Genomic DNA, 24,664 nt, shown 5'->3' with positions numbered 1-24,664 from the left:
CCGGTGCCACGACCGGCGCGGCCGTCGGCGTCGACCGGGTGCGGACATACCCGCGGGCGCCGACGCGGGCCGCGGTGGAACCGGTTGCCGTGGAGCCGGTCGCGGCGGTGTCGTCGGCCGTGTGCGGCGGCCGGTGTGCCCGTGTGCGGCGGCCGGAGGCACGCCGACCGGATCGCGTTCCCCGTTCGGGACCCGCGATCGGCCCGGCCCCCGTGCCCGGCGCCGGGCGCACGGCCCGCTCCGCCGTGAAGTCCGGAATGGAGGATCCCCCGATCCCGACCACCTCGATGGTCCCTTGCATGACGTCCCCCGTCGTCGTGAACGGTCCCGTCGAACGGGACCGCCCACAGCCTTGGTCAGAGCAAACAACGCGGTCAACGTTCCGGCGACGGCGATTCCGATGCGAAGGATCGGCGAATCCGATGGCCGTGCGGACCGGTGTGCGCGGGCCGGTGCGCGTGGACCGGCCGACGCGGAGCGGTCCGGTCCGACCGGAGCGCCTCAGAGCCCGCCGGGTGGCCTCCGACCGGGCGGCCAGGTCCCGGCACGCGCGCTTCCGGCGTTGCCGGCACGACCGGGCCGCTCCGCCACCGGGCCCTCCCGGCGTCCTGGAACCGCACGCGCCATGCCGCGTCCGCCTTCCGGCCGAAGGCCGCCCGACAGGCTCTCAGCCCACCGGACTCGGCCGGTCCTGGGACATGAAGCGCGCCGTCTGGTCGATGAACGCCCGCATCTCGCGGGTGACCTGCTTGCCGTGCCGCCAGGCGATCTGCGTGTAGACCTCGAACGGCGGCTCCCAGTCGAGCACCGCCAGCGTCCCGGCCGTTACCGAATCGGCAACCGCGATCTCGGGCAGCACGCTGACACCGAGTCCGGCGGCCACCCCGCGCTTGATCGACTCGATGGTGCCGAACTCCAGCCAGGGCGTGCCGGGTTCCTCGGCACGCAACTCCGTCGCCAGCAGCTCCTGGTACGAGCAGCCCGCCTCGGGCGCCAGGACGGGAACGCTCCTCAGGTCCTCCGCCGTGACGTCCGGCACTCCCGAGAGGGGGTGCCCGGCGGCAGCGACCGCCACGAGCCGTTCCGCCCCGAGGACTTCCGCCCGCACCCCCACGTGCGTGGTCCGCGCCTCCATGAAGAACCCCATGTCGAGCGTGCCCCGGCGCAGCGCCTCGCAGGTCTGCGCCGAGGGACTGGGCCGCAGCGCGATCTGCAGCTGCGGGTAGCGGTGGTGGAAGAACTCCAGCACCGGTGGCATCCGGTACGAGGTCAGGCTCTCCACGGTGCCGACGGTGAGCACCCCGGAGGGCTCCGCCCAACCGGTCGTCCTCTCGCGGGCCTCGTCGACGAGGGACAGAATCCGTTCCGCGTACGGAAGGAGCCGTTCCCCGGCCGGAGTGAGCAGGATCTTGCCGTGGAGCCGTTCGAAGAGCTCCACCCCCAACGACACTTCGAGGCTCTTGACCTGCGCGGTCACACTGGACTGCGCGTAGTGGAGCTCGGTCGCCGCCCGGGTGAAGCTGAGCAGAGTCGCGACGCGGTGGAACGTGGTCAGTTGTCTCAGGTCCATCTCAATCCCCCGTGGTTCACCGCTCAGTGAGTCACTGCCACCCCATGTCGGACGGCGGGCGTCACGGCCGCGAGAACGGTGACGGCGGCGGTCCTTGCGACGCGGTCGCGGAGCATGCGGAACATCCCTCCGGGGCCGGCTTCCGATGGGTGATGGACGGGTGACGGCCGAGCGCGGTGTTGCCTTTGGCGGGGTCTGCCGCCGCGCATTAGCATCACCGCACGTGGGGTGTGAGGAAAGGGGGAAGGGGTGGCCCCATTGGGCCAAGGCCCATTCAGGCCATCGCCCGGGGGCCGGAGCACCGGCCCGGCGTCGGCGTCGCGCACGCGAGGATGCCCATCGCGCATGGGCGAACGGGAGGACTGAGGCCCTCGTGCTTGAAGTGCTGGGACTGGACACCTTGACCGAGGCCGTCTACCGGGCCATGCTCGCCGGGCCCGGGGAGGACGCGGCGACGCTCGCCCTCCGTCTGAAGACCTCGGAGGAATCCGTGCGCCGGGCCTGGGACACGCTGGCCGGGCTGTCCCTGGTCCAGCTCCCGGACGGAACGCCGTCCCGGTCCGTGGCGGCGGAGCCCCCTCGTCCGGTCAGCCCCGAGATCGCCTTCGACCACCTGCTCTCCCAGATGCAGGCCGAACTGGCCCGCGACCGCGAGCGGATCTCCGTCGCGCGCACCACGGCGTCCCGGCTGCTCTCCGAATACGCGGAACTCAAGGCTCCGCACTGTCCGGTCGGTGTCGAGTACCTCGCCGACGTGGTCCAGGTCCGCGTGAGACTCGCCGCGCTCTCCGAGCAGGTGCGGCGCGAGGTGATGGCCTTCGCCCCCGGCGGGGCCCAGACGGAGGAGAACATGAGGGCCGCCTGTCCGCTCGACGAGCGACTGCTGCGCGACGGGGTGGCGATGCGGACGGTCTACCTGGACAGCGTGCGCAACGATCCGGCCACCCTCGCCCACGCACGCCGTCTCACCGGGCTGGGCGGCCAGGTCCGCACCGTCGCGACGCTTCCGCTCCGGCTGACCCTCATCGACCGGGAGACGGCGGTCGTCCCGGTCAACAGCGAGGACAGCGGCGAGGGAGCCGTCGTCCTGACCGGTCAGGGCCCTCTCACCGCGCTGTGCACCCTTTTCGAGGTGGTGTGGGAAACGGCGCAACCGCTGGGCGAGTCGGCACGCCGGGACGAGGAGGACGTGCTCAACCGCCAGGAGGCAGCGGCACTGCGTCTGCTGGCCGAGGGGCACACCGACGCGGGCATAGCCAAGCGGCTCGGACTCTCGCAGCGCACCGCCCGCCGCATATCGACGGTCCTGATGGAACGTCTGGGCGCGCGCAGCCGGTTCGAGGCGGGCGTGCGGGCGGTCCAACGGGGATGGCTTCCCAGCGATCTGTGACACCTGCGCGGGGGCGGACCGCACGACGTCGGCTACGCGCCGCCGCGGACGCTCAACGGGCGCATGTCGGTCCAGACCTCGTCCACGTGCGCCAGGCACTCCTCACGTGTTCCGGAGAATCCCGCCTCCCGCCAGCCGGCGGGCAGTTCGCGTTCCCGCGCCCAGATCGAGTACTGCTCCTCGTCGTTGATCACCACGACGAACTGCGCGACGCCGTCGTCCCGGACCACGTCCCACCTCCACACATGACTTGGCCGACGGCCACAGCCTGGGACACCACGCCGACCCGGGGCAAGGCCCGCCCCATGCGACATCCCGAACGCCGGGATCGGTTCCGTCGATGCCGGACTCCGCACGGGGACGGGCCGCGCCGCCCGCACACCCGAGGCGTGCGGGCGGCGCGGTGGCCCTGGACGGTGACCGACTGCCTTCCCCGAGGCGTGCGGGCGGCGCGGTGAGGTGCCGGGGCCGTCACCCCGGCCCCGTCGGGAGCCGCCGTCAGCCCGTCGGGCGCCGTCCGCTCCCCGGTTCCTCCGGCTGCGTCGGCGCGACGGTCTCACCGCGGACGATCCGGGGCGCCGGGGCCCGGCCGTCGGTGCCGCGGCTCTCCTTCGCCGCTCCGGCCTCGGCCTTCAGGATGCGCGCCGACTTGCCCGCGGAACGGGCGAGTTCGGGGAGCTTCTTGGCTCCCAGGACGAGTACGACCACGATCAGGATGACCCCGATCTCGCTGATCCCGAACATCAGTCCTCGCCCCCCTCGTCCTCGTCCCCCTCGAAGAAGTCCCCCACCTCGTCGATGACTTCGGCGGCGACCAGGCCACCGACGACGCCGACGGCGAGACCGGCCGCGCCCACCGCGACGGCGGTGCCCACGCCGGGGCCGGAGCGGCGCCCGTCGTCGCCGTGGACCGCGCCACCGCCGTGCCCGTGTCCGTGCGCCTCGTCATGGCCGTGGTAACCGTGCGCCTCGTCGTGGCCGTGGTACCCGTGTGTCTCGTATCCGCGGTCCGCCGGGAACACCGGCCGGTGCTCGATCAGTTGCCGGAGCCGGTCCTCGACGAGCGCGCACCAGTCCTGGCGGGCCATCACGTCGTGCGTGACCGTGAACCGGGAGAGCGCGTCGTGCCCGTCGGCGTGGGGTCCGCCCCGCAGATCGGCCTCCATGACGACCTCCATGCCGCCCGGGGAGGCGAGGAAGGTCACCTCGATCTCGTCGACCCGGTCCGCGTACCGCGGCGGCGGCAGCAGCTCGATCTCCTGGTAGAAGGGGAGCTGCTGCCGGGTGCCGCCGATCCGGCCGTACTCCAGGTCCGCGGACCTGAAACCGCAGCCGAGCTGCCCGAACGCGTCGAGGACCGCCTCCTGCACGGGCAGCGGGGCCACGACGAGCTGGTCGAGGTCGCCGCTGTCCCTGGCGCCGGCCACCGACAGTTCGGTGCGCACGCCCAGGACGATGCCGAGGTCCTGCCCGTACAGCTCGGTCACCGGGGTCTCCCACGGCAGGACGACGGTGAAGGGCACGCCGCGCAGTTCGTTCTCGGCCAGCCGGAAGCCGCCGCCGACGGCGAGGCGTTCGAAGACCACGACGCCCTCCCGCTCGCCCCCGTCGTGCTCGGCCTCCACTCGCGCGACGAGCTCCAGCGTGATGTGCTCGATGTCGAAGGCGGCGGCGCCGCCCCTGAGTTCGACCCGGCCGGACAGACGGCCGCCGGGCACGGCCGCCCCGGCGTCGAGAACCGTGTCGACGGTGGGGCCGCCCACGCCGAGTGAGCCGAGCAGTCGTTTGAACACCATCGCGGCGTTCACTCCCTTACATGCGTACGAGGGGCGTCGGGCACCCGCCGGGAACACCGGACGGGCACCCGCGCTCTACAGGCGTGTAGAAGCATAGGGCCGACGACGGGGCTTCGCGGGGTGCGCGCGACCGACGGGCGGGAAAGTCCGAAAAGGGCTTCCCAGACCGTCCGTTCGGGCGCTTGACGAGCGCGTTTTGCCGTGCCTTTACGTGTGGCGCGCCACCCCTGGGGGCTCGCGGGGCCCCGGGGCGGGCCGGTCGGGCGCGGGTGGAGCCGGTGTCGCGTCGGCGGGCGTGGGTGATCCTCTTGCCCGAAGTATGTGAGGTAAGGCTAACCTTAGTGATCGTGGCCGGGTGGTTCGGTGCCTGTGGGGCATCGGCATGCCCTCCGCGCTGTTTGCACGTCCCCGTGAACCATGGAGTCCCCATGTCCCTGCCCAGACGCCCTTCCTCGACGCTTTCGCGCGGTGCCGTGCGGGCCGCCGCCGTCGCCGCGGCGGCCACACTGCTCGTGACCGGCTGCGGCTCGGACTCCGACGACGCCAAGGGCGACTCGGGCAAGGAGTCCGCGGCCCCGGCCACCCGCACGGTGAAGGACGCCACCGGCCGTGCCGTCCAGGTGCCGGTCGATCCCAAGCGGATCGTGACCCTCACTCAGGAGGAGCTGGACGCGGTCCTCGCGCTCGGCGTGAAGCCGGTCGGCATCACCAACGGGCAGGGGCTGAACAAGCCGCCCGCCTACCTCGCCGACAGGGTTCAGGGCATCGACGTCGTCGGCAATCTGCTCCAGCCGGTCATGGACAAGGTCGTCGCCGCCAAGCCCGACCTGATCCTCGCCGGCGACATGCAGGACGAGCAGGTCCTGAAGCAGTTGCGCGAGATCACCCCGGCCACCCTGGTCACCATGGCGCCGACGGACGACTGGAAGCTGTCGTTCCGCGGCATCGGCAACGCCCTCAACAAGCTCGACGCGGCGAACGAGGTCATCTCCGAGCGGGAGGGTGCCGCCAGGGCGGCGGGCGAGAAGCTGGGCGCGAACAAGGGCGCCGAGGTCTCCATCGTCCGCTGGAACCCGGACGGCCCGAGCTGGATGGAGAACAAGCAGTTCGCCAGCGGCATCGCGCTGGAGATGGGACTGAAGCGTCCCAAGGCGCAGAACAGGGACGGCAACGCCCACACCCCGTCGCTCAGCCTGGAGAAGATCAACGAGATCGACGGCGACTGGCTGTTCCTGTCCACGCTGACCTCCGACGGCGAGAAGGCGCTGGAGGACGTCCGGACCAAGCCGGCGTACAAGGAGCTGAACGCCGTCGGGAAGGGGCATGCCGTGACGGTCGACGGTTCCGTCTGGTCGACCCGCGGCGGACCGCTCGCCGCCGGGGTGGTCGTGAACGACATCGTCAAGGCGCTGAGCGGTTCCTGACCGCGCGCCGGGTGCGGGCCGGGGTGCGGTCGGGACCCCGTCCGCACCCCGGCGCACGTCACGCGGGCCGTTGCCCGTCCCGTCGCGCCCCGGCGAGGCCGGCGGCCGTCCACGCCATCGCCGTCGCCCCGTCCGGCGGTGCCCGCTCGGCCGCCGGTGAGACGGCCGCCTCGGCGAAGGCCGCCTCGTGCGGACCGCAGGTGCCGCCGCTGATGTCGGGCGCCGGACGGATGGAGGGCGGCGCGTGCGACACGTTGCCCCTGCCGGTGCGGGCGAACGGGGGCCGCTCCACGTGCTGCGGGCGGCCGAGGGCGCGGGCGTTGGCCGTCCGCAGCCGCAGCACCCCGGGATCGCCCCCGAAGTCCAGGTGGTCGGGCTCGGGGCGCTCCGGGCTCGCCTCGCGGCCGGTCGTCGGCGCGCCCGCCCGGAAGCGGGCCTCGACCCGCGCCCGCAGTTCGGCGAGGTCCTCGGCGGCCGGGGCCCGCAGCTCGTACGAGGCACGGGCCGGGTCGGGGATCGCGTGGGGCGCGCCGCCCGCCTCCGTGGTGATGCCGTGCGTCCGCCACCGCCGGCGGCAGTTGCCGACGCGGCGGACCGGTGGTCATCTGGGCCACGGCCGACGCGTCGGCGGCGTTGCTGCCATTGTGCGGATCGGGGCCGGGACGCGCGGTCCGGCCGGTGTGGGTCACGGGCGGGGTGCCGGGCGCGAAGGGCCGGAAGTCCGTCATCCCGAACGGGCACGGATGCACCGTCAGCGCGGCGTCCACCCCGTCGAAGGCGCCCTCCCGGTGCATCGGTGCCTTGCCCGCGCCCCGTTCCCCGGCCGGGGTGCCCGGCACCCGTATCCGCGGCCCGAGTCCGTCCGCGAGCGGGGCGAGTCCGGGCGCGGCACCGATCCCGGCCGTGGCGACGGGGTCGCGGCCGAGACCGCGCGGGGCGTCCGTCTCGTGCTCGATCTCCTGCCGTATGCGGGATCTGACGTCCTGGGAGGTGTGGCGTCGCCGCGCGAGTCGGTCATCGGCTCCTCCTCCGGTGCGTGTGCGTGCCGCCCTCCGTCGTGAAGCTCGCGCCGAGGACATGCGGTACGGGAAATTAGCTTAGGCTTACCTAAGTCTTTGGCGGCCAGTGCGCGGCAAGGCTTTCACAACCGAGGAGTTGTTCCCACATGAACCAGCGTCCGGAGCCGTTCCCCCTGCTCACCGCGCAGAGCGGTATCCACTACGCACAACAGCTCGCCCCGGGCGGCACCGAGTTCCACACGGCGGACGTCGTGGAGATCGCCGGAGCCCTCGACGAGGACCGCTTCGAACGCGCGCTGCGTCGCACCGTCGCCGAGGCCGAGACTCTGCGGCTGCGGATCGCCGAGGAGGCCGGGACACCGGTCCAGTACGCCGATCCCGGCGCCGGGTTCACGCTGCACCGGATCGACCTGAGGGCGGGCGGCGAGCCCGTCCGGGAGGCCGGGCGGTGGATCCGCGCCGACCTCTCCCTGCCGTCCGACCCCGCCGCGACGGACGGACTGATGAACCAGGCGCTGCTCCGGGTCGGCGACACACGCTACTGGTGGTACCAGCGCGTCCACCACATCGCCGTCGACGCCTACGCGCTGACGCTGATCGGCCGCCGGGTCGCCGAGCTGTACACGGCAGGCGGAGGGACGGCGCCGGAGCCCCGGTTCGCGCCGCTGCGCGAGATCGTCGCCGAGGAACAGGAGTACCTGGCGGGCGAACAGTACGCCGCCGACCGGGAGTTCTGGACCGGCCGGATGGCCGGCGCCGTCCCCGTCACCCCGGCACCGCCCGCCGCGCCGGCACCGGGCGCCGCCCCCGCGGCAGGCGCGCCGCCGCGACGCGCCGTCGACCTGCCCGCCGGCACACTGAGCCGCCTCACCCGTGCCGCCGGTGCCGCCGGGGCCACCTGGGCCGAACTCGTCATCGCCGCCACCGCCGCGCACCTGCACCGGCTCACCGGTTCCCACGACGTCGTCCTCGGCCTGCCGCTCACCAACCGCCGCGGCCCGGCCGCGCTGCGCACCCCCTCGATGTCCGTGAACGTGCTCCCGCTGCGCATCGCCGTCCGCCCCCAGGACACCGCCGCCGAACTGCTGCGCCGCATCGTGCTGGAGATCCGGCAGATCCGACGCCACCAGCGCTACCCGCAGGCGGACCTGCGCCGCGACCTGGGCCTGACCGCCCCCGCCGCCCCGCTCACCGGCCCCCTGGTCAACATCAAGCCCCACGACGGCGGTCCGCTGGACTTCGACGGCCTGCCCGGCACCGTCCGCAACCTCGCCGCCGGACCGGTCGAGGACCTCTCCGTGGGCGCCTGGCCCGGCCCCGACGACAGCCTCGCCCTCGTCCTGGAGGCCGACGCCGGCCGGTACACCGCCGCGGAGACCGACCGCTGCGCCACCACCCTCCGCCACTGTCTCGACGGCCTCACCGAACTGCTGCTCACCGACCCGCACCGTCCGCTCGCCGCACTCGACCTGCTCACCGACGACGAGGTGCACCGCGCCACGACGGGACGCTCCGAGCCGCGCGTCACCACCACCGTGCCCGAGGAGTTCGCCGCGCGGGCCGCACGCACCCCGGACGCGACCGCCGTCCGCTGCGGCGACGACACACTGACCTTCGCCGAACTGGACGCCGCCGCCAACCGGCTCTCCCACCACCTCGCCGCGCACGGCGTCGGCCCCGAGACGCCCGTCGCGCTCGCCCTGCCGCGCTCCACCACCATGATCACGGCCCTGCTCGCCGTCCTCGGGGCGGGTGGCGTCTGCCAGCCCCTCGACCTCGGCCACCCCGCCGCCCGCACCCTCGCCGTACTGGAGGACGCCCGCCCCGCCTGCGTCGTCGGCACCGCCGAGGCACTCGCCGCGCTCCCCGCACACGGACTCCCGGTGATCGCCCTGGACACCCCACAGACGCGCGCCGCCCTCGCAGCGGCCCCCGACGACCGACCCGCCGCCGTGCCAGGACCGGACGACGCGGCCTACATCATCCACACCTCCGGCTCCACCGGCCGCCCCAAGGGCGTGGTCGTCACCCACGCCTCCCTGGCCAACCTGTACGCCGGTCACGGCACCGACCACATCGCGCCCGCCGTCGCCCGGACCGGCCGCACCCGGCTCAAGGTCGCCCACAGCGCCTCCTTCGCCTTCGACGCCTCCTGGGACCCGGTGCTGTGGATGGTCCACGGCCACGAACTGCACCTGCTCGACGACGCCACCTACCGTGACCCGGCCGCGCTGACCGCCTACGTCGACGACCACCGCGTCGACTACCTCGACGTCACCCCCTCCTACGCGGAGGCCCTGCTCGCCGAGGGACTGCTCGGCGACGGTCACCACCGTCCGGCCGTCCTCGTCGTCGGCGGCGAGAGCGTCCCCGCACCGCTGTGGCACCGCCTGGCCGCCACCGAGGGCGTCCACCCGCTCAACCTCTACGGGCCCACCGAGACCACCGTCGACGCCTGCCACTGGACCGGCCCCGACTCCGACGGCAGCCCGGTGCGCGCCACCCGCCTCTACGTCCTCGACACGGCCCTGCGCCCGGCCCCCGACAACGTCCCCGGCGAGCTGTACGTCGCCGGGGCCTGCCTCGCCCGCGGCTACCTCGGGCGGCCCGGCCTGACGGCACAACGCTTCGTCGCCGACCCCTTCGGGGACCGGCACGGCGAGCCCGGCGGCCGGATGTACCGCACCGGCGACCTGGTGCGCCGCCGCCCCGACGGCACCGTCGAGTTCCTCGGCCGCACCGACGACCAGGTCAAGATCCGCGGCTTCCGCATCGAACCCGGCGAGATCCGGGCCGTCCTGGCCCGGCACCCCGCCGTCGCCCGGGCCGCCGTCATCGCCCGCGACGCGCCCGGCGGCAAGCGGCTGCTGGCCTACGCCGTGCCCCGGCCGGGCACCACCGCCGACCCGGCCGACCTGCGCGACCACCTCGCCGCCGAACTCCCCGCACACATGGTCCCGGCCGCCGTCGTCCTCCTCGACGCCCTGCCCCTCACCGCCAACGACAAGCTCGACCACCGCGCCCTGCCCGACCCCGCCCCGCCGACCGCCACGGCCACCACGACCGGCCCGGCGACGGCCGGCCCGCACACCGACGTCGTCGCCGGACTCTTCGCCGACCTGCTCGGCACGGACACCACCCCCGCCCCCGGCAGTTCGTTCCTCGACCTGGGCGGCCACTCGCTGCTCGCGGCCCGGCTCGCCGCCCGGCTGCGCGAGACCTTCGACGTGCCGGTCTCCGTCGCCGACGTGTTCCGCGAGCCCACCCCGGCCGCCCTCGCCGCCCTGGTCCGCGCCCGCCACACCGACGACGCCCCCGGCGACGACGTACCCCTCGTCCCCGTGCCCCGCACCGGCGAACCGCCCCTGTCACCGGCCCAGCAGCGGCTGTGGTTCCTGCACCGGCTGGAAGGGCCGAGCCCGACCTACAACATCCCGCTCGTCCTCACCGTCGAGGGACCACTCGACGAGGCAGCCCTCACCACCGCCCTCGCCGACCTGACGGCCCGCCACGAAACACTGCGGACGCTCCACCCGGTCCCCGAGGACGGCCCGGACAGCCTGCCCCGGCAGCACGTCCTCGCCCCCGGCGACCCGGCGGCCCGGCCCGTCCTGCACCGTGCCCCCGACGGCGAGGACCTGACCGCCGCCGCCCGCCACGCCTTCGACCTGGCGAGCGAGATCCCGCTGCGCGCCAGCCTGTTCACCGGGGCCGAGGACCGGCACACCCTGCTGCTGGTGCTGCACCACATCGCGGGCGACGGCGCTTCCACGACTCCGCTCTCCCACGACCTCGCCACCGCCTACCGCGCCCGGCTGGCCGGCCGGGCACCGGAGTTCGCCCCGCTGCCCGTGCGCTACGCCGACCACGCGGCCCGGCAGCGGCTGCTCCTCGGCACCCCGGCCGAGCCCACCCCCTTCGCCACCGCCCGGCTCGACCACTGGAAGCGGGCACTGGCCGGACTGCCCGACCACATCGACCTGCCCACCGACCGCCCGCGCCCGGCCGTCGCCTCGTCCGACGGCGACACCGTCCCGTTCGCACTGGACGCGGGCACGCACACCGCGCTCGCCCGGCTCGCCCGCACCACCGGCGCCAGCGTCTTCATGACCGTCCAGGCGGGCCTCGCCGCCCTCCTCACCCGGCATGGCTGCGGCACCGACATCCCGCTCGGTACCCCCGTCGCCGGACGCGACGACGACGCCACCGCCGCCCTCGTCGGCTTCTTCACCAACACCGTCGTGCTGCGCACCGACACCTCCGGCGACCCCACCTTCCGGGAACTGCTGAGGCGGACGCGGACGTCGGCGCTCGCCGCGTTCGAACACGACGCGCTGCCCTTCGACCACCTCGTCGAAGCCCTCAACCCGCCCCGCTCGCTCTCCCGCCACCCGCTCTTCCAGACCATGCTGGCCTGGCAGTCGGTACCGGACGCCGCCTTCCCGCTCGGGCCCGAAGCCACCGCCCGGCTGTCCACCACGACCTCGGGCACCGCCAAGTTCGACCTCACCCTCAACGCGGGCGAACACGCCGCCGGCGGCATCGGCGGCTTCCTGGAGTTCCGCACCGACCTGTTCGACCGCTCCACCGCCCAGGCCCTCGCCGACCGCCTCACCCGCCTGCTCACCGCCGCCGCCGAGAACCCCGACACCCCGCTGGGCCTGCTGCCGCTGCTGAGCGGCGACGAACGCCGCCGCGCCCTCGTCGACGGCAACCTCCCCGAGGACAGGGGGGACGCCGCCGCCCGGCAGCTGCCCGCCGCCCCGGCCACCCTCGCCGACCGCTACGAGGAGGCGGCCCGCCGCCACCCCGGCCGGACCGCCGTCAGCCACGACGGCGCCCGCCTCACCTACGCCGAACTCTCCGGGAACGCCCACCGCCTCGCCCGGCTGCTCGCCGACCGCGGCATCGGCCCCGGCTCCATCGTGGCCCTCGCCCTGCCCCGCTCCCTCGACCTGGTCACCGGCCTGCTCGCGGTCTCCCTCGCGGGCGCCGCGTACCTCCCGCTCGACCCCGACTACCCGGCCGACCGGCTCGCGTACATGCTGGCCGACGCCCACCCCGCCGCCCTCGTCACCGACACCGCCACCGCGCCCCGGCTGCCCGCCCACGAACTGCCCGTCATCACCGCCGACGGCGACGCCGCCACGACGTACGACGACGCCCCGCTCCGCCAGCAGGACCGGGTCCGCCCGCTGACCCCCGACGACCCGGCGTACGTCATCTACACCTCCGGCTCCACCGGCCGGCCCAAGGGCGTCGTCGTCACCCAGCACAACGTCACCCGGCTGCTGACCTCCACCGACCACTGGTTCGGCTTCGGACCGGACGACGCCTGGACACTGTTCCACTCCTACGCCTTCGACTTCTCCGTCTGGGAGTTGTGGGGCGCCCTGCTGTACGGCGGCAAGGTCGTCGTCGTACCCCACCTGACCAGCCGCGACCCGCACGCCTTCCTGCGGCTGCTGGCGGCGGAACGGGTCACCGTCCTCAACCAGACGCCGTCCGCCTTCTACCAGCTCGCCGCCGCCGACCGCGAGGAGCCCGGACACCGACTCGCCCTGCGCCACGTCGTCTTCGGCGGCGAGGCACTGGAACTCGGCCGCCTCGACGACTGGTACGCGCGGCACGCCGACGACGCGCCCCGGCTCGTCAACATGTACGGCATCACCGAGACGACCGTGCACGTCACCCACCACGCCCTGGACCGCCGGACGGCCGCCGCCGCCACCTCGTCCACCATCGGCGTCAACATTCCCGACCTGCGCGTCTACGTCCTCGACGACCGGCTCCAGCCGGTGCCGCCCGGGGTGACGGGGGAGATGTACGTCGCCGGACAGGGCGTGGCCGCCGGCTACCTCGGCCGGCCCGGCCTCACCGCGACCCGCTTCGTCGCCGACCCGCACGCCCACCTGTTCGGCGAGAACGGCACCCGGATGTACCGTTCCGGCGACCTCGCCCGCCGCCGCGCGGACGGCACCCTGGAGTACTTCGGCCGCGCCGACCACCAGGTCAAGGTCCGCGGCTTCCGCATCGAACTCGGCGAGATCGAGGCCGTTCTCGCCGCCCATCCGCAGGTGGCGGACGTTGCCGTGGTGGTCCGCGAGGACGTCCCCGGCGACAAGCGGCTCGTCGCCTACGCGGTGCCCGCCGCACCGGCCCCCGGCGCCGCGCCGGACGGCGACGCGGCGGATGACCTCGCGACACGGCTGCGGGAACGGGCCGCCCGTGACCTGCCCGTCCACATGGTCCCCTCCGCCGTTGTCGAACTGGAGCGGCTGCCGCTGACCGGCAACGGCAAGCTGGACCGCGGGGCCCTGCCCGCGCCCCGCCGCCCCGCCGCCGGGGCCCCGGCGAGGGCCCCGCGAGGCCCGCGCGAGGAGCAGCTCCGCGCCATCTTCGCCGAGGTGCTCGGCACGGACCGGGTCGGCGTCGACGACAACTTCTTCGACCTCGGCGGCCACTCGCTGCTCGCCGTCCGCCTCGCCGCCCGCGTCAAGGCGGCCCTCGGCACCGACGTGTCGATCGGCACCGTCTTCCGGTCCCCGACGGTCGCGTCCCTGGCCACCGCACTCGACACGGCCCCGGACGGCGGCGACGACCCGCTCGACGTGCTGCTGCCGCTGCGCCCGGCCCGCGACGGCGACCGCGCCCCGCTGTACTGCGTGCACCCGGCCGGCGGGCTGAGCTGGTGCTACGCCGGGCTCATCCGCCACCTGCCCGCTGACGTGCCGATCTACGGCCTCCAGGCGCAGGGCGTCGGCCCCGCCACCGCCGGCCACCCGCTGCCCACCACCCTGGAGGAGCTCGCCGCGCACTACGTGACCCGGATGCGGGAGGTCCGGCCCGCCGGACCGTACCGACTGCTCGGCTGGTCCACCGGCGGCATCATCGCGCAGGCCATGGCCACCCACCTCCAGGACCTGGGGGAGACCGTCGAACTGCTCGCCGTCCTGGACGCCTACCCCGCCGAGGGCTTCCGCGAGCTGCCGGTCCCCGACCACGCCGAGGCGATGGAATCCCTGCTGGCGATGGGCGGTCACGGCCCCGACGCGCTGGACGGCAAACCGCTCACCACCGCCCACGTGATCGAGGTGCTCCAGCGCGAGGAGAGCCCGCTGGCCGCGCTGACCACCGGCACGCTGGAAGCACTCGCCGACATCTACCTGAACACCAACCACCTGGTGCGGGGCTTCGACCACCGGCGCTTCGACGGCGACGTGCTGTTCTTCCGCGCCACCGTCGACACCATCGACGACGACCTCACCCCCGGCACCTGGGCCCCGTACACGGCCGGGCACATCGACAACACCGACGTCGCCTGCTCGCACAAGGACATGACCCTGCCGGGACCGATCGCGCACATCGCCCGCGTGGTCGCCGACCGCCTGACCGACCTGGAGAAGTGACCCGATGGCCGCGCACACCCCGAACGACGACGCCCCCGTCAACCCCTTCGACGCCGACGGGGACGGCGTCGCCTTCCTCGTCCTCGTCAACGAGCGGGGTGCGTACTCGTTGTGGCCCCGGTTCGCCGAGGTGCCGGCCGGCTGGACGGCGGTCCACGGCCCCTGCCCGCGCCAGGACGCGCTGGACCTGGTCACCGCGCACGCCGACGGGCTGCCGGTCCGGTGACCGCCACCGAGCCCCGTACCGGGCGGGGCGGCCTGCTCCCGGTGCCGCGCATCCGTCCCCGCCTCGCCGTGGTCCTGGTCTACGTGGCCGCGATGTGCATGAACGGCCTGGACTCCACCATCGTCAACCCGGCGCTCTACACCATCGCCGAGGACTTCGGCAGGCCCGTCGCCGCCGCCAACACCGTCGAGACGGCGTTCCTGGTCGCGCTGGCGCTCGCTCTGCCGGTGGCGGGCTGGCTCGGCGACCGGTACGGCACCAAGCGGGTCTTCCTCGGCTCGCTCGCCGTGTTCACCGCCGCGTCCGCGCTGTGCGGACTTGCCTGGAACCTGCCGGTCCTGGTCGTGGCACGCGCCCTCCAGGGCCTGGCCGGCGGGCTGTTGACCCCGGTGGGCATGACCCTGTTGTTCCGCGCGTTCACACCGCCGGAGCGGGTGGGGCTGTCGAAGGTGCTGATCGTGCCGACGGCGCTGATGCCCGCCCTCGGCCCGCCGCTCGGCGGCCTGCTGACCGAACATCTCTCCTGGCACTGGCTGTTCTTCGTGAACGTGCCGATCGGCACGGCCGCCGTGCTGCTCGGGGCGGTCGGGCTGCGCGAGCATGTCGAGGGCACCACCGGCCCGTTCGACCGGGCCGGCTTCTGGCTCGCCACGCCCGCCCTGGGCCTGCTCACCTACGCGCTCGGCTTCGGCCCGGCACACGGCTGGTCCGACCCCTTCGTGGTGGTGGGTGCGGTCGCGGGCGCGGTGCTGCTGGTGGCGACCGTCGTCCAGCAGCGCCGCGCCCCCGCTCCGCTGCTGGGGCTGCGGCTCTTCGCCGACCGCTACTACGGCCCGGTCGCCGCGCTGGCCGCGCTCACCGCCGCCGGGCTGATGGGCGTGCTGTTCGTGGTGCCACTGCTGTTCCAGGCGGCCCTCGGCGGCTCCGCGCTGGACGCGGGACTGAGCGTCTTCCCGGAGGCGATCGGCCTGATGCTGGCCTCGCGGGCCGTGGACCGGCTGCTGCCCCGCCTCGGGCCACGCCGTCTCGCCGCGGCCGCGCTGCTCGCAGCCGCCGTGGTGTTCGGGGCGCTCGCGGTACCCGGCACGGCGGAGAACGAATGGGCCGTGCGGGCCCTGATGTTCCTGATCGGGCTGGTGCTGGGCACGGCCGTGCTGACCGTGCAGCTCGCCGGGTTCGAGACCGTCGCACCGCCGGACATGGGCCGGGCGATGGGCCTCTTCCAGATCGTCCGCACCCTGGGCGGCGCCCTCGGCATCGCGCTGTGCGCGGCTCTGGTGGGCGGCGGTGCGCATACGGCCGGTGGGACGATGGACGCGGGTCCGTTCCGCGCCGCGGTAGGAGCGACGGCCGCGCTCGTGGCGCTGTCGGCGGTGTTCGCCCTGCGGCTCCCGCGCACGGCGCCCCAGCCGCCGCCGTTCGACGAGGAAGCGCCGGGAGGCGGGGAAGCGGCGGGCGACGCGGACGTGCCGGGCGACGAGGAGGTACCGGGCGACGAGGAGGTACCGGGCGTCGCGGAACCGGTGACGGAACTGAGCGGGGGAGCGGCAACGGGAACGAGAGCGGGAACCGGAACGGGAACGGGGGCGCCGGAGCGGTCCGGCGCGACCTGACCCCGACCGCGTGACGGGGAGGGAGCCCCGCGGCCGACGCGCCGCGGGGCCCTTCCCCGTCTTCGTGTCCTTCCGGCCCTCCGAGGGGTGTACTACCGCCCGGTGTTCTCGCCCGCGCCCCTGCCCCGGGCCGTTCCCCCGTCCGCGTCCCGGGCCGTTCCCGCGCCCGCGTCACCCAGCAGCGCCGACAGCCCGTCGGCCAGACCGCCCCGCCAACAGGCGTAGTCGTGGCCTCCGTTGAACTCGCGGTAGGAGACGTCGTAGCCGCGGGCCCGCAGGACGTTGCGCAGCCGCCGGTTCTCCGCCAGCAGCATCCATTCCTGGAGACCCACTTCCAGCCACAGCCGGACCGGCCGCCGGTGGCCGGTCGCGTACTGCCGGGTGAGCCACTCCTCACCGCGTTCCGGATCGTTCTCCGGCCACCAGAAGGAACCGGACTGCGACACCGCCAGGCCGAACCGGTCGGGGCGCCGGAACGCGGCGAACGCGGCGGTCAGGCCGCCCGCGCTCTGTCCGGCGACGAGGGTCCGCTCCGGCCGGGACGTCGTGCCGAACTCCGCCCGGGCCCACGGCAGCAGGGTGTCCGCCAGCCAGTCCACGAACGCGTCGTTGCAGCTCAGGTCCTCCATTCTGCGGTCCATGGTGTCCACCAGCAGGGCCACCGTCGGAGGCAGCGCCGCGTCCGCGCGCATCCGGTCCAGCACGCCGCCCATGTCCAGGACCGGCCCCCACATCTCCCCGTCGAGCAGCACGGCGACCGCGTGCGGCGCCGTCGACGGGCCGTGCCCCGGCGGCAGGTGGACGGTCACCCGGCGGCCGTCCACCTCTCGTACCGAGGCCGTCCCGCGCGCCGCGCCGTCGCCGTCGTCCGTGACGTACGGCTGCGGGAGAGCAGCGGGCAGCGACAGGACCGAGGAGGAGTGGCGTCCGCCCCGCGCGGGCAGGGGCGGTGTCCGGCTCAGCGGATCCGGCACCGCCCGGTCCAGTGCCGCCCGCCAGGAGGCGCGGTCGGTGCGCAGCAGTTCCTCACGGGTGCCGTGGCCGGGCAGGAACTGGTAGGAGGCCCGGTGATCGGCGCGCAGCCGGTGGGAGAGCGCCCAGACGCCGGTGCCCTCGACGCGGTGCATCAGATGCCGGGTCAGGTCACCGGCGTGACGGTCCCGGTCGGTGACCGTGTGCACCAGGAGCAGGACATCGGTGGCGGGACGGTCCGGTTCGTCCCGCAGGACGAAGGTGACCAGGCGGCGGGCCGGGTCGCCCTCGGGGTCGGGCTCGACGAGCGGTGTTCCCGTCCGTTCGGCGCGGAGCCAGAACTCGGCCTCGGCGCCCGGTACCCGGGCCCGGACGGCGTCGCGCAGGGCGCGCAGTGCGGGGGTGGGACATATGGTCGCGGTCACGGTCGTCCGCCTTTCGTGCCTTCGTACAACTGGGCCTCGTGCTGCGTGCCTTCGTGCCTTCTGGCCCTCGTGTGTCGGTCGGGGTGGGGCGGCGGTCCGGCGCCGTGCGAGGGGCCCGTGCGGGGTCGTCCGGTGAGACGGGCGAGCCGCCCCCGGTGTTCAGACCCGGGTGGCGGACGACCGGCCCAGCAGCACCCACAGCAGGAAGGGCCCGCCGAGGACGGTCGTCACCACGCCCACCGGGAGTTCGACGCCGGAGAAGGCGATCCGCCCCAGGGCATCGGCGGCCACCACCATCACCGCACCGGTCAGCACGGACCCGACCAGGGGTACCCGCAGCGGTCCGGCGAGCCGTGCGGCGATGACCGGGGAGGCCAGCGCGACGAAGGCCACCGGCCCGCACACGCCGACCGCGAGCCCCGCCAGGGCCACGGCCAGCAGCATGCACAGCAACCGGACGCGGTCCGGGCGCACGCCCACGGAGGAGGCCGTCGCGTCGTCGAAGCGCAGTACGGCGAGGTGCCGGGCCACGACGAGGGCCGCGGGGACGAGTACGGCGAGTCCGATCAGCACCGGCACCGCGACGGAGTAGCCGCGCCCGTTGAGGCTGCCGGACGTCCACACGTACAGCGAACTCGCCGAGTTGAGCGAGCGGCGGGAGAGCACCACCTGGGTGACGGCGGAGGCCAGCGCCGACATCGCGAGGCCGACCACGAGTACCCGGTAGCCGCGTCGGCCGAGCCCGCCGGAGACGGTCGTGACGACGAGGACGGCGGCGAGCGCGCCGAGCGGGCCCGCCCACCAGGAGCCGAACGTGCCGGTCGTGCTGAAGGTCACGGACAGCAGGATGGCGGCCGTGGCGCCGTCGTTGACGCCGAGGAGCTCGGGTGTGGCGAGCCGGTTGCGGGCCAGGGTCTGGGTCAGGCACCCGGCGAGCCCGAGTGCGGCTCCGGCGACCAGCCCGGCGACGATCCTGCCGAGCCGGAACTTCTGCACGAGCAGTACGTCGAAGCGGTCGCCCTGACCGAGCACCGCGCGGAACGTGCGGGTCACACCCATGTCGCTCTGGCCCGCGTACGCCGAGAGCGTGACGGCCACCAGGGCGAGTGCGGCGAGCGCGAGCACGGCAAGGGCCGGCCTGCGGTGCACCAGCAGCGAGAGCGGTCCGCGCCGCAGCACGGCAGTTCCGGCGCCGAGTGTCCCGGCGGGCGCCATCGTCGGCCTGCCCGCCGCCGCTCCGTGCGGCGTCTTCGTGCCCGTCGCCGTCCCGGTTCCGGCCACCGGACGCGGGCGTCGCACGACACCGGTGAGACGGGACGACAGTCCGGGCCGTCCGCCCCGCCCCGACGGGACGCCGTCGGCGGCCGGTTCGGCCATGCCCATCGCCGCCAGTTGCCGTGAGCGCACGATGCCGATGAGGACCGGAGCGCCGATGAGCGCCACGATCACCGACACCGGCGCCTCGAACGGCCGCGACACCACCCGGGCCGCCACGTCCGCCACGGTCAGCACCCCGGCACCGATGAGCCCGGCCAGGACGATCCGCGCGGCCGTCCGGGTTCCGGCCAGCGAGCGGGCAAGGAACCCGGCGAGCAGTCCCAGGAAGGAGATCGGCCCGGCCAGGGCGACCGCCGCGGCGGTGAGCAGCGTGACGGCCGCGGCCACCGTGGTGCGGATCAGCGACGGCCGGTGACCGAGGCCGCGGGCCAGGTCGTCGCCGAGCGCGAGCGCCGACAGCGGCCGGGTCACCAGCAGGGCGATCACGAAGCCGATGACGAGCACCGGCAGCAACCGGTACAGCTCGCCGAAGCCCTCCACCCCCGCCAGCGAGCCGAGCACCCAGAACCGGAACCGGTCGTAGGTCTCGGCCGAGTTGACCACGATGACACTGGTGAGTCCGCCGAAGGTGGCGCCCAGCGCGGAACCCGCGAGCACCAGCCGCATGGGCGAGCCTCCGCGGCCCCGTCCCGCGATGAGCAGGACCAGGCCGCTCGCGGTCACCGCGCCGACGAACGCGCACACCAGGTAGGCGTATCCGGAATCCAGGCCGAGCAGTGCGATGCCCGCCACGACGCCCAGCGAGGCACCCGCGTTGACCCCCAGCAGGCCGGTTTCGGCGAGCGGGTTGCGGGTGACGGCCTGGAGCAGGCAGCCGGCGACGCCGAGGGCTGCGCCCACCAGCACGGCGGTGAGCGTACGGGGCAGCCGCAGATCGCCGATGACCAGGGCGAGCCGGCTGTCGGCACGGGCGCCGTGACGGTTCAGCAGATAGTCCAGGGCGCCGCCCGGACCGACCTCTCCGGCGCCGACGCACAGCGAGACGCCGCAGAGCAGCACGACGACCGCCGCGAACCCGGCGACGACAAGACGGGTACGGCGACCGGACGGTTCGGCCGCGGGGACGCCCCCGGTGCCGTCCGGGGGCCCGCCCCCGGGCAGGGGACCGTCCGCGGCGGTGGGTACGGCGGTGGTCGACGAGTCGGCCTCGACCGTCAACGTCCCGGCGCTTTCGTCCATTTGGGCGTGGGGACTTCGGACCTCGGAATGCCGCATGTGCATAAAGTGAGGTTAGCCTAACCATACAAGCGGTGGAGTCGCCGTCGGGTCGCGCATGGTCACCGCCCTCGCGAATGGGTAAGGTTAGGCTTACCTTACGAAATGGGGGTCAGTAGTCATGTCCGACGTCATATCCGGCGCTTCCGCGTTCGCGTCCGGTTCCGTGTCCGAGGCCCGGGACGGGCGCCAAGCCCTGTGCGGGAGCCGTTTCCTGACCGGCCGTCGCGCCCTGGTCACCGGAGCGGGGCAGGGCATCGGCGCCGCCGTCGCCCGCGCGCTCGCCGCGCAGGGCGCCCACGTGGCGGCGGCCGACCGGAACGCCGAGGGCGTCGAGGCGCTCGCGGCCGACCACGCCGAGTCCACTGCCCGCGTCGAGTCCGCCGACCGCGCGGCGCTCGCGGGAGGCGGTGCGCCGGAACCGGCCGGGGTCATCACGCCGTACGCCATGGACGTCACGGACGCCACGGCCGTGCGCGGCGTGGTGGACACGGCCGGCACCCGTCACGGACCCCTGGACATCCTGGTCAACGTGGCGGGAATCCTCCGTCCCGGCCCGGCGGCCGAACTGTCCGACGAGGACTGGGCGGCCACCTTCGCCGTGAACACCACGGGCGTCTTCCACACCGCCCGGGCCGTCGCCCCCGGCATGGCCGCCCGAGGCCGCGGCAGCATCGTCACCGTCGGTTCCAACGCCGCCGGTGTGCCCCGGACGCGGATGGCCGCCTACGCGGCCTCCAAGGCCGCCGCGGCGATGTACACCAAATGCCTCGGGCTGGAACTGGCCCGCAGCGGCGTCCGCTGCAACGTGGTCGCCCCCGGTTCCACCGACACCCCGATGCAACGGGCGCTCTGGCAGGACCCCGACGCCCCCGCCCGCGTGGTGGAGGGCGACCCGGCCGCCTACCGCACCGGCATCCCGCTCGGCCGGATCGCCGCCCCGTCCGACATCGCCGACGCGGTCCTCTTCCTCGTATCGGACCTCGCACGCCACATCACCATGCAGGAGCTCTACGTCGACGGCGGCGCCACCCTTCGCTGACGGCCTCTTCGCCGACGGCGTCCTCCAGGGCAGCCGTATCCGCGACGGCCCTGTCCGCGACAGCCGCCTCCACGACAGCCGCCTCCACGACGGCCGTCGGCTCGCGCCGTCCCGGGGCCTCGCCCCGGCGTCGTCTCCGGTCGCCGCGACTCCGTCCGTGACGACCTCACCCGCTCGCCCCACCCCGCGCATCCATCCCCACCCCGTACGCCCGTGCCCGCGGCCGGACGTACGAGAAACGGAGCCACCGTGTCGACGGCACCCCAGGTCGCCGCACCCCGCACCACCGCCGAGCCCGGCCACCCCGCCGTGGGCGTGGCCACCGGCCTGCTCAACTCCTACGTCCCGGGCGCACGGTTCCTCGGCACCCCGACCCGCACCCTGCTCGGCGAGGGCGTGCACAGCGAGGTGCCGCACGACCAACGGCCACCGGCCCTGCGGGTGGCGGCCACCCTCGCCGAGGCCCGCGCCGCCGGCCACGCCCACCCCGTCGTCATGGGCGCCATCCCCTTCGACCAGGACGCCCCCGCCGCACTCGCCGTCCCCGCGACCCTGCACACGGCTCCGCCGCTCACCGCCGACCCGCTCGTCGCCCTCCCCACCGACCCGCCCTCCCGTACAGACCTGACGGTTCATCAAGAACCTGCCCCGGCACACTATTCGGCAGCCGTCGCCGACGCCGTCGCTCGTATGTGGAAGGGCGAGTTCAGCAAGGTCGTCCTCGCCCGCACCCTCCGGGTCGACGCCGACGCACCGTTCGACGTCCCCGCGATGCTCCAGCGACTCGCCCGCCGCGACCCCTCCGGCTACACCTTCGCCCTGCCCACCGGCCCCCACCGCACCCTGCTCGGCGCCAGCCCCGAACTGCTGGTGTCACGGCACGGCTCCCGGGTGGTCGCCAACCCGCTGGCCGGCTCCGTGCCCCGCAGCGACGACCTCGCCGAGGACGTCCGGCGCGCCGCGACCCTCCTGGAGTCGGCCAAGGACCTGCACGAACACGCCGTCGTCGTCAACGCCGTCCAGGAGAGCCTGGCCCGTCACTGCACCGGCCTGACCGTGCCCGCCAAGCCCACCCTGGTCCGCACCGCGACCATGTGGCACCTCTCCACCACGGTCACCGGCACCCTCCGCTCCCCGGACACCACCTCGCTCGAACTCGCCTGCGCGCTGCACCCGACCCCCGCCGTCTGCGGCACCCCCACCGACACCGCCCGCCGGATCATCCGGGAGAGCGAACCCTTCGACCGCGGTTTCTTCACCGGCATGGTCGGCTGGGGCGACGCCGACGGCGACGGCGAATGGGTCGTCACCATCCGCTGCGCCGAGGCCGAACCCACCTCGTTGCGCCTGTACGCGGGAGCCGGAGTGGTGGCCGCCTCCGAGCCCGAGGCGGAGACCGCCGAGACCGCCGCCAAGTTCCGCACCTTCCTCGGCGCCGTGGGGGCCCAGCTGTGAACGCCGACCCGACCCCGACCTGGCCCGCCGATTTCGCCGAACGCTACCGGGCCGCCGGACACTGGCGCGGCGAGACCTTCGGCGAGATGCTCCGCGACCGGGCCCTCGACCACCACGACCGCGTCGCGATCGTCGACCCGGCCACCGACGGCAGCGCCGAACGCCGCTGGACCTATGCCGAACTCGACACCCGCGCCGACCGGATGGCCGCCGGCCTGCTGGCCCGGGGCATCGCCAAGGGCGACCGGGTGGTGGTGCAACTTCCCAACACCGCCGAATTCTTCGAAGTGATCTTCGCGCTGTTCCGGATCGGCGCGCTGCCGGTCTTCGCGCTGCCCGCGCACCGCGAGACGGAGATCCGCTACTTCTGCGAGTTCACCGAGGCCACCGCCTACGTGATCGCGAGCGAGCACGGGGGCTTCGACTACCGTGAACTTGCCGCGGCGGTCCGCGCCGACGTACCCACCCTGCGTCACGTGTTCGTGGTGGGCCCGGACGCCGGGGAGTTCGAACGGCTGGACGCGGTGCCCGCCGAACCCGTGGACATCGACGGCCCCGAACCCGGCGATCTGGCCTTCCTCCAGCTCTCCGGCGGCAGCACCGGCATCCCCAAACTCATCCCGCGCACCCACGACGACTACATCTACTCGCTGCGCGGCTCCAACGAGATCTGCGCGGTCGACGAGCACAGCGTCTACCTGTGCGTCCTGCCCGCCGCCCACAACTTCCCGCTCTCCTCGCCCGGCACACTCGGCGCGCTGTACGCGGGGGCCCGCGTCGTGCTGTGCCATCAGCCCAGCCCCGAGGCGGCGTTCCCGCTGATCGAACGGGAGCGGGTCACCCTCACCGGCCTCGTCCCGCCGCTCGCCCTGGTCTGGACGGAAGCGGCCCCGGCCACCCCGTACGACCTCAGCAGCCTGGACGTCCTGCTGGTCGGCGGCGCCAAGTTCAGCGAACAGGCCGCCCGCCGGGTCCGCCCCGCCCTCGGCTGCACCCTCCAACAGGTCTTCGGCATGGCGGAAGGGCTGGTCAACTACACCCGCCTCGACGACCCCGCGGAGACCGTCGTCACCACCCAGGGCCGCCCCATCTCCCCGGACGACGAGATCCGCGTCGTCGACGACCAGGACGAGGACCTTCCCGAGGGCAGCACCGGCCACCTGCTGACCCGCGGCCCGTACACCATCCGCGGCTACTGGCGCGCACCCCGGCACAACGCCCGCTCCTTCACCGACGACGGCTTCTACCGCACCGGGGACATCGTCCGGCGTACCGCCACCGGCCACCTGATCGTGGAGGGCCGGGCCAAGGACCAGATCAACCGCGGCGGCGAGAAGATCGCCGCCGAGGAGGTCGAGAACCACATCCTCGCCCACCCCGCCGTCCACGACGCCAACGTGGTCGGCGAACCGGATCCCTACCTCGGCGAACGCAGCCGCGCCTACGTCATCCTGCGGGACGGGGCCGAAGCGCCGAAGCCCGTCGCGGTCAAACGGTTCGTCCGCGACCGCGGTCTCGCCGCCTACAAGGTGCCCGACCATGTCGAGTTCGTGACCGAGTTCCCGCAGACCGGCGTCGGCAAGATCTCCAAGAAGGACCTCCGGGCCGCCGCCCGGACCGTCCCCGACAGTCACCTCCCCGGCCCCGCCTCCGTCCCCGACAACGCCCTTCCCGGCCCCAGCGCCGACAGCTCCCTCCCCAGCCCCGCCTCCGCCACCGACAGTCCCCTTCCCACCTCCGCATCCGCAGCCGCACAGAACTGAACCGGAC

The 24,664-nt window shown here is 74.2% G+C and carries 14 protein-coding genes and 1 pseudogene; 8 read left to right on the top strand and 7 right to left on the bottom strand.

Annotation, left to right across the window (positions count from 1 at the left end):
- Positions 1 to 667: 667 nt before the first annotated feature.
- On the bottom strand, positions 668 to 1,570 hold the full coding sequence (locus ACF1CT_RS11915) for a LysR family transcriptional regulator (RefSeq protein ID WP_391783677.1): 903 nt from the start codon (positions 1,568 to 1,570) through the stop codon (positions 668 to 670).
- A 373-nt stretch (positions 1,571 to 1,943) separates the two neighbouring features.
- On the opposite strand from ACF1CT_RS11915, the gene ACF1CT_RS11910 reads away from it, so the two are divergent.
- Positions 1,944 to 2,960 (top strand): helix-turn-helix domain-containing protein, encoded by a 1,017-nt coding sequence (locus ACF1CT_RS11910; protein ID WP_391783676.1) that lies wholly within the window; start codon positions 1,944 to 1,946, stop codon positions 2,958 to 2,960.
- Positions 2,961 to 2,992: 32 nt separating this feature from the next.
- Here ACF1CT_RS11910 and ACF1CT_RS11905 read toward each other — a convergent pair whose 3' ends face one another.
- The 3 genes from ACF1CT_RS11905 to ACF1CT_RS11895 form a co-directional block, all read right to left on the bottom strand.
- Complete coding sequence (locus ACF1CT_RS11905; RefSeq protein ID WP_391783675.1) at positions 2,993 to 3,190, bottom strand: MbtH family protein; 198 nt, start codon at positions 3,188 to 3,190, stop codon at positions 2,993 to 2,995.
- 268 nt (positions 3,191 to 3,458) lie between these two features.
- A complete protein-coding gene (locus ACF1CT_RS11900; protein ID WP_391783674.1) occupies positions 3,459 to 3,704 on the bottom strand; it encodes a twin-arginine translocase TatA/TatE family subunit in 246 nt (81 codons plus the stop codon).
- Positions 3,704 to 4,756, bottom strand: coding sequence for a sporulation protein (locus ACF1CT_RS11895; protein WP_391783673.1), 1,053 nt, complete (start codon positions 4,754 to 4,756; stop codon positions 3,704 to 3,706). Before ACF1CT_RS11895 ends, ACF1CT_RS11900 begins: the two co-directional genes overlap by 1 nt.
- Positions 4,757 to 5,184: 428 nt before the next feature.
- Between ACF1CT_RS11895 and ACF1CT_RS11890 the strand changes: the two genes are divergently transcribed.
- On the top strand, positions 5,185 to 6,180 hold the full coding sequence (locus tag ACF1CT_RS11890) for an ABC transporter substrate-binding protein (protein ID WP_391783672.1): 996 nt from the start codon (positions 5,185 to 5,187) through the stop codon (positions 6,178 to 6,180).
- A 58-nt stretch (positions 6,181 to 6,238) separates the two neighbouring features.
- Here the strand turns inward: ACF1CT_RS11890 and ACF1CT_RS11885 are convergent.
- Positions 6,239 to 7,127: pseudogene (locus tag ACF1CT_RS11885) on the bottom strand (peptidase dimerization domain-containing protein); the annotation flags it as partial.
- 218 nt (positions 7,128 to 7,345) lie between these two features.
- On the opposite strand from ACF1CT_RS11885, the gene ACF1CT_RS11880 reads away from it, so the two are divergent.
- From ACF1CT_RS11880 to ACF1CT_RS11870, 3 genes are read left to right on the top strand one after another with little or no spacing between them, the layout of a single operon-like run.
- Positions 7,346 to 14,608: an amino acid adenylation domain-containing protein gene (locus ACF1CT_RS11880; protein ID WP_391783671.1), complete on the top strand. Its 7,263-nt coding sequence runs from the start codon at positions 7,346 to 7,348 to the stop codon at positions 14,606 to 14,608.
- 4 nt (positions 14,609 to 14,612) lie between these two features.
- Positions 14,613 to 14,834: an MbtH family protein gene (locus tag ACF1CT_RS11875; protein WP_391783670.1), complete on the top strand. Its 222-nt coding sequence runs from the start codon at positions 14,613 to 14,615 to the stop codon at positions 14,832 to 14,834.
- Positions 14,831 to 16,447 carry a DHA2 family efflux MFS transporter permease subunit gene (locus ACF1CT_RS11870; RefSeq protein WP_391783669.1) on the top strand — a complete coding sequence of 539 codons (1,617 nt, stop codon included), beginning with the start codon at positions 14,831 to 14,833 and terminating at the stop codon, positions 16,445 to 16,447. Before ACF1CT_RS11875 ends, ACF1CT_RS11870 begins: the two co-directional genes overlap by 4 nt.
- A 92-nt stretch (positions 16,448 to 16,539) precedes the next feature.
- On the opposite strand, the gene fes is transcribed toward ACF1CT_RS11870, so the two are convergent.
- Positions 16,540 to 17,844, bottom strand: coding sequence for an enterochelin esterase (gene fes / locus ACF1CT_RS11865; protein ID WP_391783668.1), 1,305 nt, complete (start codon positions 17,842 to 17,844; stop codon positions 16,540 to 16,542).
- Between the two features lie 159 nt (positions 17,845 to 18,003).
- Complete coding sequence (fhuB, locus tag ACF1CT_RS11860; protein WP_391783667.1) at positions 18,004 to 20,361, bottom strand: Fe(3+)-hydroxamate ABC transporter permease FhuB; 2,358 nt, start codon at positions 20,359 to 20,361, stop codon at positions 18,004 to 18,006.
- A 157-nt stretch (positions 20,362 to 20,518) separates the two neighbouring features.
- On the opposite strand from fhuB, the gene ACF1CT_RS11855 reads away from it, so the two are divergent.
- The 3 genes from ACF1CT_RS11855 to ACF1CT_RS11845 all read left to right on the top strand — a co-directional run bounded on the left by ACF1CT_RS11855 (position 20,519) and on the right by ACF1CT_RS11845 (position 24,657).
- The gene (locus ACF1CT_RS11855; RefSeq protein ID WP_391783666.1) at positions 20,519 to 21,439 is read left to right on the top strand and encodes a 2,3-dihydro-2,3-dihydroxybenzoate dehydrogenase; all 921 of its coding nucleotides are present in this window, start codon (positions 20,519 to 20,521) and stop codon (positions 21,437 to 21,439) included.
- A gap of 249 nt (positions 21,440 to 21,688) precedes the next feature.
- Positions 21,689 to 22,894, top strand: coding sequence for an isochorismate synthase DhbC (gene dhbC, locus ACF1CT_RS11850; protein ID WP_391783665.1), 1,206 nt, complete (start codon positions 21,689 to 21,691; stop codon positions 22,892 to 22,894).
- Entirely contained in the window at positions 22,891 to 24,657 is a 1,767-nt protein-coding gene (locus tag ACF1CT_RS11845; protein ID WP_391783664.1) for a (2,3-dihydroxybenzoyl)adenylate synthase, read from the top strand. Before dhbC ends, ACF1CT_RS11845 begins: the two co-directional genes overlap by 4 nt.
- The last annotated feature ends 7 nt before the right edge of the window (positions 24,658 to 24,664 follow it).

The organism is Streptomyces sp. NPDC014734 (genome assembly GCF_043083325.1).
Taxonomy (GTDB): domain Bacteria; phylum Actinomycetota; class Actinomycetes; order Streptomycetales; family Streptomycetaceae; genus Streptomyces.
The sequence above is the reverse complement of the archived record's forward strand: the minus strand, read 5'-3'. Positions and strand labels throughout refer to the sequence as shown.

Bases quoted from the DNA above. Each gene is read 5' to 3' on its own strand.
- ACF1CT_RS11915 (WP_391783677.1), bottom strand. From the start codon at position 1,570: ATGGACCTGAGACAACTGACCACGTTCCACCGCGTCGCGACTCTGCTC.
- ACF1CT_RS11900 (WP_391783674.1), bottom strand. From the start codon at position 3,704: ATGTTCGGGATCAGCGAGATCGGGGTCATCCTGATCGTGGTCGTACTC.
- ACF1CT_RS11895 (WP_391783673.1), bottom strand. From the start codon at position 4,756: ATGGTGTTCAAACGACTGCTCGGCTCACTCGGCGTGGGCGGCCCCACC.
- ACF1CT_RS11890 (WP_391783672.1), top strand. From the start codon at position 5,185: ATGTCCCTGCCCAGACGCCCTTCCTCGACGCTTTCGCGCGGTGCCGTG.
- ACF1CT_RS11880 (WP_391783671.1), top strand. From the start codon at position 7,346: ATGAACCAGCGTCCGGAGCCGTTCCCCCTGCTCACCGCGCAGAGCGGT.
- ACF1CT_RS11875 (WP_391783670.1), top strand. From the start codon at position 14,613: ATGGCCGCGCACACCCCGAACGACGACGCCCCCGTCAACCCCTTCGAC.
- fhuB (WP_391783667.1), bottom strand. From the start codon at position 20,361: ATGGACGAAAGCGCCGGGACGTTGACGGTCGAGGCCGACTCGTCGACC.
- ACF1CT_RS11855 (WP_391783666.1), top strand. From the start codon at position 20,519: ATGTCCGACGTCATATCCGGCGCTTCCGCGTTCGCGTCCGGTTCCGTG.